At 53.7% G+C, this 9,364-nt stretch carries 11 protein-coding genes and 1 tRNA gene; all 12 read right to left on the bottom strand.

Annotation, left to right across the window (positions count from 1 at the left end; translation table 11 throughout):
* Positions 1 to 2 precede the first annotated feature (2 nt).
* Positions 3 to 75 (bottom strand) — tRNA-Lys (locus IM300_RS09415).
* Positions 76 to 236: 161 nt separating this feature from the next.
* Positions 237 to 1,025: a cell division protein CpoB gene (gene cpoB / locus IM300_RS09410; protein ID WP_063449334.1), complete on the bottom strand. Its 789-nt coding sequence runs from the start codon at positions 1,023 to 1,025 to the stop codon at positions 237 to 239.
* A 9-nt stretch (positions 1,026 to 1,034) separates the two neighbouring features.
* A complete protein-coding gene (pal, locus tag IM300_RS09405; protein ID WP_003858578.1) occupies positions 1,035 to 1,556 on the bottom strand; it encodes a peptidoglycan-associated lipoprotein Pal in 522 nt (173 codons plus the stop codon).
* Positions 1,557 to 1,590: 34 nt separating this feature from the next.
* Entirely contained in the window at positions 1,591 to 2,883 is a 1,293-nt protein-coding gene (gene tolB / locus IM300_RS09400) for a Tol-Pal system beta propeller repeat protein TolB (protein ID WP_063866121.1), read from the bottom strand.
* Positions 2,884 to 3,012: 129 nt separating this feature from the next.
* Positions 3,013 to 4,266 carry a cell envelope integrity protein TolA gene (gene tolA / locus IM300_RS09395; protein WP_193036267.1) on the bottom strand — a complete coding sequence of 418 codons (1,254 nt, stop codon included), beginning with the start codon at positions 4,264 to 4,266 and terminating at the stop codon, positions 3,013 to 3,015.
* A gap of 28 nt (positions 4,267 to 4,294) precedes the next feature.
* Positions 4,295 to 4,723, bottom strand: a complete 429-nt coding sequence (gene tolR, locus IM300_RS09390) for a colicin uptake protein TolR (protein ID WP_003858589.1) — start codon at positions 4,721 to 4,723, stop codon at positions 4,295 to 4,297.
* Between the two features lie 3 nt (positions 4,724 to 4,726).
* The gene (gene tolQ / locus IM300_RS09385; protein ID WP_072201887.1) at positions 4,727 to 5,419 is read right to left on the bottom strand and encodes a Tol-Pal system protein TolQ; all 693 of its coding nucleotides are present in this window, start codon (positions 5,417 to 5,419) and stop codon (positions 4,727 to 4,729) included.
* The gene (gene ybgC / locus IM300_RS09380) at positions 5,416 to 5,820 is read right to left on the bottom strand and encodes a tol-pal system-associated acyl-CoA thioesterase (RefSeq protein ID WP_003858593.1); all 405 of its coding nucleotides are present in this window, start codon (positions 5,818 to 5,820) and stop codon (positions 5,416 to 5,418) included. The genes tolQ and ybgC overlap by 4 nt, the downstream gene beginning before the upstream one ends.
* A 148-nt stretch (positions 5,821 to 5,968) precedes the next feature.
* Complete coding sequence (gene ybgE, locus IM300_RS09375; protein ID WP_003858596.1) at positions 5,969 to 6,259, bottom strand: cyd operon protein YbgE; 291 nt, start codon at positions 6,257 to 6,259, stop codon at positions 5,969 to 5,971.
* Positions 6,259 to 6,372, bottom strand: coding sequence for a cytochrome bd-I oxidase subunit CydX (gene cydX, locus IM300_RS09370; protein WP_006177208.1), 114 nt, complete (start codon positions 6,370 to 6,372; stop codon positions 6,259 to 6,261). The genes ybgE and cydX overlap by 1 nt, the downstream gene beginning before the upstream one ends.
* 14 nt (positions 6,373 to 6,386) lie before the next feature.
* Complete coding sequence (gene cydB, locus IM300_RS09365) at positions 6,387 to 7,526, bottom strand: cytochrome d ubiquinol oxidase subunit II (RefSeq protein ID WP_063449337.1); 1,140 nt, start codon at positions 7,524 to 7,526, stop codon at positions 6,387 to 6,389.
* Positions 7,527 to 7,541: 15 nt separating this feature from the next.
* On the bottom strand, positions 7,542 to 9,110 hold the full coding sequence (cydA, locus tag IM300_RS09360; protein WP_063449338.1) for a cytochrome ubiquinol oxidase subunit I: 1,569 nt from the start codon (positions 9,108 to 9,110) through the stop codon (positions 7,542 to 7,544).
* Positions 9,111 to 9,364: the final 254 nt, after the last annotated feature.

The following is a 9,364-nucleotide window of genomic DNA, read 5'->3' as shown; positions in this document are numbered from 1 at the left end:
GGTGGGTCGTGCAGGATTCGAACCTGCGACCAATTGATTAAAAGTCAACTGCTCTACCAACTGAGCTAACGACCCACTTTTGCGCTGCTTTCACGTTGTTTGATATCCCGTGGCAACGGCGGCATATATTACTGATTTAAGAATTCTGCGCAACAAAAATTTCGATGAAGATCACTTAACTGCTTAGGAATCATGCTGCACGACCAGAAATAACGCGATTTCTGGTCATGCGGTAATCAACCCATCGAACTTAAACGTTTTTGCGCTTGTTTGGCGCCGTCGGTGCCCGGGAATTTAGCAACCACCTGCTGATAAACCGCTTTGGCTTTAGCCGTGTCGCCTTTGTCCTGCATGATCACGCCAACTTTAAACATCGCATCCGGCGCTTTCGGTGATTTCGGGTAATTTTTCACCACAGAGGCAAAATAAAACGCCGCATCATCCTTTTTACCCTTGTTGTAATTCAACTGACCCAGCCAGTAGTTCGCATTGGGCTGGTAAGTGGAATCAGGGTACTTCTTCACGAAGTTCTGAAATGCAACGATAGCATCGTCCTGGCGCGATTTGTCCTGCACCAGGGCAATGGCCGCGTTATAGTCCGTATTCGCGTCACCGCTCTGTACAGGCGCTCCAGACGACGCTGAGGCATCTGCCGCTGGAGCAGGCGTCGCCGCACCGCTTTGATCGCCTGCTGCGGGCTGTGCAGCCGCACCGCCGCTGCTCAGGCTATCCATCTGCGACAAAATTTGCTTCTGGCGCTCCACAACCTGATTAAGCTGATACTGACTCTCCTGGATCTGACCGCGAAGGGAATCGATATCGTTCTGGTTGTCGGAAAGTTGCTGCTGGAGTTGAGTTAAAAGCTGACTGTGAGCGTTAGAAATACGCTCGAGCTGAGTGACCCGGTCTTCTACCGAGCCTGAGCCGACACTACTGATTGGTGCCTGAGCAAAAGCGGCCCAGGGGGCCGCTATTCCAACCAGTAACGACAGACTCATCAGATGATGTCTGAAGTTACTGCTCATGCAATTCTCTTAGTAAACGAGTACGGCACGACGGTTTTTGGAGTAAGCCGCTTCGTCGTGACCCAGTACTGCTGGTTTTTCTTTACCGTAAGAAACGATGGAGATCTGGTCAGCAGAAACGCCTTTACCCTGGAGGTACATTTTAACAGCGTTTGCACGACGTTCACCCAGGGAGATGTTGTACTCTGGGGTACCACGTTCGTCCGCATGACCTTCTACGGTGACTTTGTAAGACGGGTTGCTACGCAGGAAGTTTGCGTGCGCATCCAGCATTGCAGCGAAGTCAGAACGGATGTCGTATTTATCCAGGTCGAAGTAAACGATGTTGTTCTGCTGTAACTGCTGCATCTGAAGACGCGCTTGCTCTTCAGAAGACATATTGCCATTGCCGTTAGCGTCCATACCGGTGCCGGCACCCATCATGCCTTCGCCGCTCTGGTCATTGCTTGCGTTCTTGTTAGAAGAACACGCTGCGATTGCCATTACAGGCAGAGCGATCATCAGCCCCTTCAGCACTTTGTTCAGTTGCATTTCTAAGATTCCTTTAGTAATCAATTAATTATTATTACAGATACGGCGACCAGGCAGGTGATTTTACCTGTCCATCAGTTGCCGGAAGACGCGCTTTGAAACGCCCATCTGTAGAAACCAGATTCAGCACGGATCCCATCCCCTGAGAAGAGCTGTAGATTACCATGGTGCCGTTAGGTGCCAGACTTGGCGTTTCATCCAGGAACGTTGACGACAGTATTTGTACGCCTCCCGTTACCAGATCTTGTTTGGCAATGTGCTGCTGACCACCCGCAGTGCTGACCATTACCATTGTTTTACCATCGGCACTGACGTCAGCATCCTGGTTCTGAGAACCTTCCCAGGTAATGCGCTGCGCTGCTCCGCCGTTGATATTCATTTTATAAACTTGTGGACGACCCGCCTGGTCAGACGTGAAGGCCAGATTCTGGCTGTCCGGGAACCAGGTTGGTTCAGTATTGTTGCTACGACCATCGGTTACCTGGCGGATCTGGCCAGAGCCAATGTCCATTACATACAGGTTCAGGCTACCGGTTTTAGACAGGGCAAACGCCAGTTTAGTCCCGTCCGGAGAGAACGCAGGCGCACCGTTGTGACGCGGGAAGGACGCAACCTGACGCACGGCACCGTTAGACAGCGTCTGGATAACCAGCGCGGAACGGCCGCTCTCGAAGGTCACGTACGCCAGCTTGGAGCCGTCTGGAGACCATGCCGGAGACATCAGCGGCTGCGGAGAACGGTGTACGGTGAACTGGTTGTAACCATCGTAGTCAGAGACGCGCAGCTCATAAGGGAACTGGCCGCCGTTGGTCTGCACAACGTACGCGATACGGGTACGGAACGCACCTTTAATCCCGGTCAGCTTCTCAAACACTTCGTCACTCGCCGTGTGGCCTGCATAACGCAGCCACTGCTTGTTCACTTTATAGGTGTTTTGAGCCAGAACGGTACCCGGCGCACCGCCGGTATCCACCAGCTGATACGCAACGTTATAGCCGCCGTCTGGTGCAGGGGTAACCTGGCCGACAACCACCGCATCAATACCCAGCGCAGACCATGCAGCAGGCTGAACGTCCTGCGCGGTACCCGGCTGCTGCGGCAGACGAGAACGATCTAACGGGTTAAATTTACCGCTGTTACGCAGGTCAGCTGCAACAATGCCGCCAATATCTTCAGGCGCAGCGCCCGGGCCTGCCCACTGGAACGGAACGACACCGATTGGACGCGCTGAGTCCACCCCCTGGGTGATCTCAATGCGTACTTCTGCGTGCAGTACAGCTGCCCACAGCATTAAAAAACTAACTGCTACACGTAATGCCTGCTTCATCATATCTCCCTTATCTGGGTAACCTTACCCACGATAATTTAGCAGAATGTTAACAAACCCAAATAGACAAAACTACTTATCCTGTTTACGACCATAGACTGTTTTTCAGACTTCCGTTAGAAGAGTTGATTACAGCTTAAAGTCCAGTTTGGCATCTTTTATCTTTTCATAAACAGCCTCGCTAGGCGGTTTAGGAATGTTCGCCGATCTGGCTGCGGCCAACGCAGCCTGACAGAGCGCAGGATCGCCCCCTTCAGACGTCACGCTTTTCAACCTGCCGTCTGGCGCAAGATTGATGTGCAGTACGCACTGCTTGCCCTGATACAGGCCTGCATCAAAGAGTCGGCTCTGAATCGCAACCTGGATCTGCTTGGCATAAGCGCTGATATCTGCACCTGTTGCCCCACCGTTGGCTCCGGAGGTACCGCTGTCTTTTGACGGCTGTCCATTTCCTTTGGCCCCACCGCCCGTTTTCGGTGCATTCTTACCGGAGCTCAGGTCACCCAGCAGGTCGTCTACACCGGCGGCAGCAGCAGCTTTCTCAGCGGCTGCGGCCTTTTTAGCCGCGGCTTTTTCGGCAGCCGCTTTTTTATCGGCAGCGGCTTTCTCAGCGGCTGCTTTTTTGTCAGCGGCAGCTTTTTCCGCAGCGGCGGCTTTTTCTGCCGCAGCTTTCTCGGCGGCGGCCGCTTTTTTCGCAGCATCAGCAGCCGCTTTCTTCTCGGCTTCCTGGGCAGCTTTCTTCGCGGCTTCCGCTTCGGCTTTGTTCTGTGCGTCGGCAGCCGCTTTTTTCGCCGCTTCCGCTTCCGCTTTCTTCTTCGCGTCAGCAGCCGCTTTCTTCGCCGCTTCCGCTTCCGCTTTCTTCTGAGCATCAGCAGCCGCTTTCTTCGCGGCTTCTGCGGCTAACTTAGCCTGAGCATCTGCCTTCGCCTTCGCGTCTGCTGCGGCTTTGGCTGCCGCCTCTTCCGCCTGCTTCTGCTGTTCCTGGGCTTGCTTCGCTGCGGCTTCAGCCTGTTTCTGCTGCTCCGCCTGCTCTTTCGCCGCTTCCTGCGCCTGCAAACGTTCTTTCTCAAGCTGCTTCAGACGTTCCTGCTCGGCGGCCTGCTTTTCACGCAGCTCTTCCGCCTGCTGTTGCGCCTGTTTTTCACGCTGTTCTTCCGCACGCTTTGCGCTCGCCTGCTGCTGTTGCTGACGATTATAGTTCTGCACTACCGCACCGGGATCTACCATGACGGCGTCGATGGATGAACCTCCACCACCGCCCGATGCATCAATGTGCTCATCGAACGAACTCCAGATCAGCGCTGCAAAAAGAATCACGTGCAGCACTGCGGAGACGATTATCGCTCGCTTAAGCTTGTCGTTCTGTTCGGTTGCCTTTGACACTATCGGTTCCCAAAAACTACGCAGATGATCAAATAGGCTGAGTCATTAAGCCAACTGACTTAACGCCCGCGCTATGTAGCAAGTTCAGCGCTTTGATAATTTCATCATATGGTACGTCTTTCGCACCACCGATTAAGAAGACCGTCTTCGGATTTGACTCCAGGCGTCGTTGCGCTTCAGCAATAACCTGCTCAGGGGGAAGCTGATCCATACGATCTTTCTCCACCACCACGCTGTACTGCCCTACGCCGGAAACCTCAATGATAACCGGAGGATCGTCATTGGTGCTTACCGCCTGTGATTCTGTCGCATCCGGCAGATCAACTTCCACGCTCTGGGTGATGATGGGCGCTGTCGCCATAAAGATCAGCAGCAGCACCAGCAGCACGTCCAGTAACGGAACGATATTGATTTCGGACTTGAGCTCGCGACGACCTCGTCCACGCGATCTGGCCATGGTTTACCCCTTGTTGCTCTCGGTGCTGGTAAACGCCTGACGATGCAGAATCGCGGTGAACTCTTCCATAAAGTTGTCGTAGTTCAGTTCCAGTTTGTTCACGCGCTGGTTCAGACGGTTGTACGCCATCACCGCCGGAATTGCGGCGAACAGACCGATTGCGGTCGCGATCAGTGCTTCTGCGATACCCGGTGCAACCATCTGCAACGTCGCCTGCTTCACCGCGCCCAGCGCGATAAAGGCGTGCATGATCCCCCACACCGTACCAAACAGGCCGATATACGGGCTGATGGAACCCACGGTGCCGAGGAACGGAATATGCGTTTCAAGATTTTCCAGTTCGCGGTTCATGGAGATGCGCATCGCACGCGACGCACCTTCTACTACGGCTTCCGGCGCATGGCTGTTAGCACGGTGTAAGCGAGCGAACTCTTTGAAACCACTATAGAAAATTTGTTCGGAGCCTGAAAGGCTATCACGGCGTCCCTGGCTTTCCTGGTACAGACGAGAAAGCTCGATACCCGACCAGAACTTATCTTCAAACGCTTCGGCTTCGCGGCCAGCGGCATTGAGGATACGCGTTCTCTGGATGATGATGGCCCAGGATGCGATTGAAAAACCAATCAAAATCAACATGATAAGTTTAACCAGAAGGCTTGCCTTCAGGAACAAATCAAGGATATTCATGTCAGTCACTGCTTAAACTCCGCGACAATAGACTTAGGAAGCGCACGAGGCTTCATTATGGTTGGATCAACACAGACAATCAGGACTTCAGCTGAGTTCAGTACCGTGTTCTCTGCATTGACTATCCGCTGCGTGAAAACCAGTGAAGTTCCGCGCATTGATGTAATTTCTGTTTGGACTTCGAGCATATCGTCGAGTCTGGCAGGCGCAAAATACTCAAGCGTCATCTTGCGTACCACGAAGGCAACTCGCTCAGCCAACAGCACCTGTTGACTAAAGTGATGATGGCGCAGCATCTCTGTGCGTGCCCGTTCATAAAAAGCAACGTAGCTGGCGTGGTAGACCACACCACCGGCATCGGTATCTTCGTAGTAGACACGTACCGGCCATCGAAACAGCGTTGTATTCACTTTACATCCCGGTAATACAAGAAAAGTTGGAGCTTTCAAACTTCGCTACTATACGCGCGGGAATGATGGTTTGGAATGGGGGAAAGTAAACGGAGAGTAAATTTTTATGGGCTCGGGTAAGCCCATATCGTTAACGGACATTTCTTATTCAGAAGAAGAAGAAAATCAAACCGGCGAGGAGTACCAGATCGGCAATCAGCGGGCAGAAGATGCCCTGCCAGTGAAGCGCTTTCGGACGAAAGCCAACGCCGTGAATGACCCCTGCACACACCGCCCACATAATCAGGAAGCCGTGCCAGATCTCAAGCTCGCTGGTTTTTGCCGCGAAGCGCGACGGGTCCCAGAAAATACAGCCCGCCAGCAGTAATGCCATAATGAGGGAAAGCGCCCTCAGGGGGCGCTTATCCATTACCGCATATAACGTTGCGATAATGTTCATTAGTGCTTTTCTTCACCTGCTTTGGACGCTTCAACATGCTCAAGCGCCAGGGCAGTGATGACACCAAATGCACAGGCAAGAAGCGTCCCTAAAATCCATGCGAAATACCACATATTCAGCTCCTTACTTAGTACATAGAGTGGGTGTTGCTTTCGATATGTTCTTTGGTAATACGACCGAACATTTTCCAGTAACACCAGCTGGTGTAGAGCAGGATAATCGGTACGAATACGCAAGCAACATACGTCATCAGGTTCAGCGTCAGCTGGCTGGAGGTTGCATCCCACATGGTCAGGCTAGCATTCATCATGGTGCTGGACGGCATCACGAATGGGAACATCGCAATACCCGCGGTCAGGATGATGCACGCCAGCGTCAGGGAGGAGAACACGAACGCCAGAGCGCCTTTCTCCAGACGAGACGTCAGCACGGTCAGCAGCGGCAGCAGCACACCCAAAGCCGGGATAGCCCACAGCGCAGGGGTCGTGTTGAAGTTCACCAGCCATGCACCGGCCTGACGCGCCACTTCTTTGGTCAGCGGGTTAGACGGTGCAGTATGGTTGATCGCGGAGGTCACCACGTAACCATCAATACCGTACACCACCCACACGCCTGCCAGAGCGAAGCAGACCAGCGTCACCAGCGCTGCAACCTGCGCGGTTGCGCGGGAACGCAGGTGCAGTTCACCCACGGTACGCATCTGAAGGTAGGTTGCGCCCTGGGTGATAATCATCGCCACGCTCACCACGCCCGCCAGCAGACCAAACGGATTCAGCAGCTGGAAGAAGTTACCGGTGTAGAACAGACGCATATATTCGTCGACGTGGAACGGTACGCCCTGCAACAGGTTACCGAACGCCACACCAATGACCAGCGGTGGAACGAAGCTACCAATGAAGATGCCCCAGTCCCACATGTTACGCCAGCGGGTGTCTTCAATCTTGGAACGGTAGTCAAAACCCACCGGACGGAAGAATAAAGAAGCCAGCACCAGAATCATCGCCACATAGAAGCCGGAGAACGCAGCCGCGTAGACCATCGGCCAGGCAGCGAACAGCGCGCCGCCTGCGGTGATCAGCCACACCTGGTTACCGTCCCAGTGCGGGGCGATGGAGTTAATCATGATTCGACGCTCGGTGTCATTACGACCGAGGAAACGGGTGAGCATGCCCACGCCCATGTCGAAACCATCGGTGACCGCAAATCCAATCAGCAGAACGCCGATCAGCAGCCACCAGACAAAACGCAATACTTCATAATCGATCATTTGATGACTCCTGTCTTAGCGTGCCGGCTGAGTCGTCACAGCAGACTGCTCGTAGTGGTAGCGACCGGTTTTCAGGCTGCTTGGGCCAAGGCGCGCGAACTTGAACATCAGGAACAGTTCAGCCACCAGGAACAGGGTGTACAGACCGCAAATGAGCAGCATGGAGAAGATCAGGTCGCCTGCGGTCAGGGAGGAGTTCGCTACCGCGGTTGGCAGCACCTCACCAATTGCCCACGGCTGACGGCCATACTCCGCGACAAACCAGCCGGATTCAATCGCGATCCACGGCAGTGGAATACCGTACAGCGCGGTGCGCAGCAGCCATTTTTTCTCGCCGATGCGGTTACGAATGACGGACCAGAACGAGGCCGCGATGATCAGCAGCATAATAATGCCGCAACCGACCATGATGCGGAACGCAAAGTACAGCGGCGCAACGCGTGGAATGGAGTCTTTGGTTGCCATCTGAATCTGCTCTTCCGTCGCGTCGGAGACGTTCGGGGTATAGCGTTTCAGCAGCAGGCCGTAGCCCAGGTCTTTTTTCACGTCGTTAAAGCGATCGCGAACGGCCTGGTCGGTAGAACCGGCGCGCAGCTGTTCCAGCAGCGAGTAGGCTTTCATCCCGTTACGAATACGCTCTTCATGCTGCACCATCAGATCTTTCAGGCCAGTAACCTGTTTGTCGACGGAGCGCGTGGCGATAATACCCAGAGCGTAAGGAATTTGAATGGCGAAGCGGTTTTCTTGCGCATCCTGGTCAGGCACGCCGAACAGGGTAAACGCGGCAGGCGCCGGCTGGGTTTCCCATTCCGCTTCAATCGCGGCCAGCTTGGTTTTCTGCACGTCGCCCATTTCGTAACCGGATTCATCACCCAGAACAATAACGGACAGAATCGCCGCCATGCCGAAGCTTGCTGCGATAGCAAAGGAGCGTTTCGCAAACGCGAAGTCACGACCGCGCAGCATATAGTAGGAGCTGATGCCCAGCACGAACATCGCGCCGCAGACGTAGCCAGACGCCACGGTGTGGACGAATTTCACCTGTGCAACCGGGTTCAGGACGAGTTCAGCGAAGCTGACCATCTCCATACGCATGGTTTCGAAGTTGAAATCAGACGCGATGGGGTTTTGCATCCAGCCGTTCGCCACCAGGATCCACAGCGCGGACAGGTTGGAGCCTAATGCCACCAGCCAGGTTACCGCCATATGCTGGACTTTACCCAGACGGTCCCAACCGAAGAAGAACAGACCTACAAAGGTGGATTCGAGGAAGAAGGCCATCAGACCTTCAATGGCCAGCGGCGCACCAAAAATATCCCCAACGTAGTGGGAATAGTAAGACCAGTTAGTCCCGAACTGGAACTCCATGGTCAGACCGGTTGCCACGCCCAGCGCAAAGTTGATGCCAAACAACTTGCCCCAGAACTTGGTCATATCTTTATAAATCTGTTTGCCGGAGAGGACGTAAACCGTTTCCATGATCGCCAGCAGGAACGCCATACCCAGCGTCAGCGGCACAAACAGGAAGTGGTACATCGCGGTCAAGGCAAACTGTAAGCGCGACAGTTCGACTACGTCTAACATTATGACTCCTTGCTCATCGCATGAAGACTCCGAGAGTGAACCCCGTTAGATAAGGATCCACACGCATGCCCCAATACAAAGTTATCTGCGTCCCTTCTTCGTTGCTTATTCTCCGGAGGGGGGAAAAAGCAACGATGAAAGGTTACAAATACGTTAAGAAAAAACCAAATTGATCCCGTAAATATAATACGCTGCAAAACCCTTACAATAAACAGGTTTTTATTCGAACAGATTTACGTTTTTCGACGGCGATC

The sequence above is a fragment of the Enterobacter cloacae complex sp. I2 genome (assembly GCF_014896205.1).
GTDB lineage: Bacteria > Pseudomonadota > Gammaproteobacteria > Enterobacterales > Enterobacteriaceae > Enterobacter > Enterobacter quasihormaechei.
The sequence above is the reverse complement of the archived record's forward strand: the minus strand, read 5'-3'. Positions and strand labels throughout refer to the sequence as shown.

What these genes read in the sequence shown, in the direction of transcription:
- pal (WP_003858578.1), bottom strand. Translation starts at nt 1,556, where the DNA reads ATGCAACTGAACAAAGTGCTGAAGGGGCTGATGATCGCTCTGCCTGTA.
- cydB (WP_063449337.1), bottom strand. Translation starts at nt 7,526, where the DNA reads ATGATCGATTATGAAGTATTGCGTTTTGTCTGGTGGCTGCTGATCGGC.
- tolB (WP_063866121.1), bottom strand. Translation starts at nt 2,883, where the DNA reads ATGAAGCAGGCATTACGTGTAGCAGTTAGTTTTTTAATGCTGTGGGCA.
- cpoB (WP_063449334.1), bottom strand. Translation starts at nt 1,025, where the DNA reads ATGAGCAGTAACTTCAGACATCATCTGATGAGTCTGTCGTTACTGGTT.
- cydA (WP_063449338.1), bottom strand. Translation starts at nt 9,110, where the DNA reads ATGTTAGACGTAGTCGAACTGTCGCGCTTACAGTTTGCCTTGACCGCG.
- tolR (WP_003858589.1), bottom strand. Translation starts at nt 4,723, where the DNA reads ATGGCCAGATCGCGTGGACGAGGTCGTCGCGAGCTCAAGTCCGAAATC.
- ybgE (WP_003858596.1), bottom strand. Translation starts at nt 6,259, where the DNA reads ATGAACATTATCGCAACGTTATATGCGGTAATGGATAAGCGCCCCCTG.
- cydX (WP_006177208.1), bottom strand. Translation starts at nt 6,372, where the DNA reads ATGTGGTATTTCGCATGGATTTTAGGGACGCTTCTTGCCTGTGCATTT.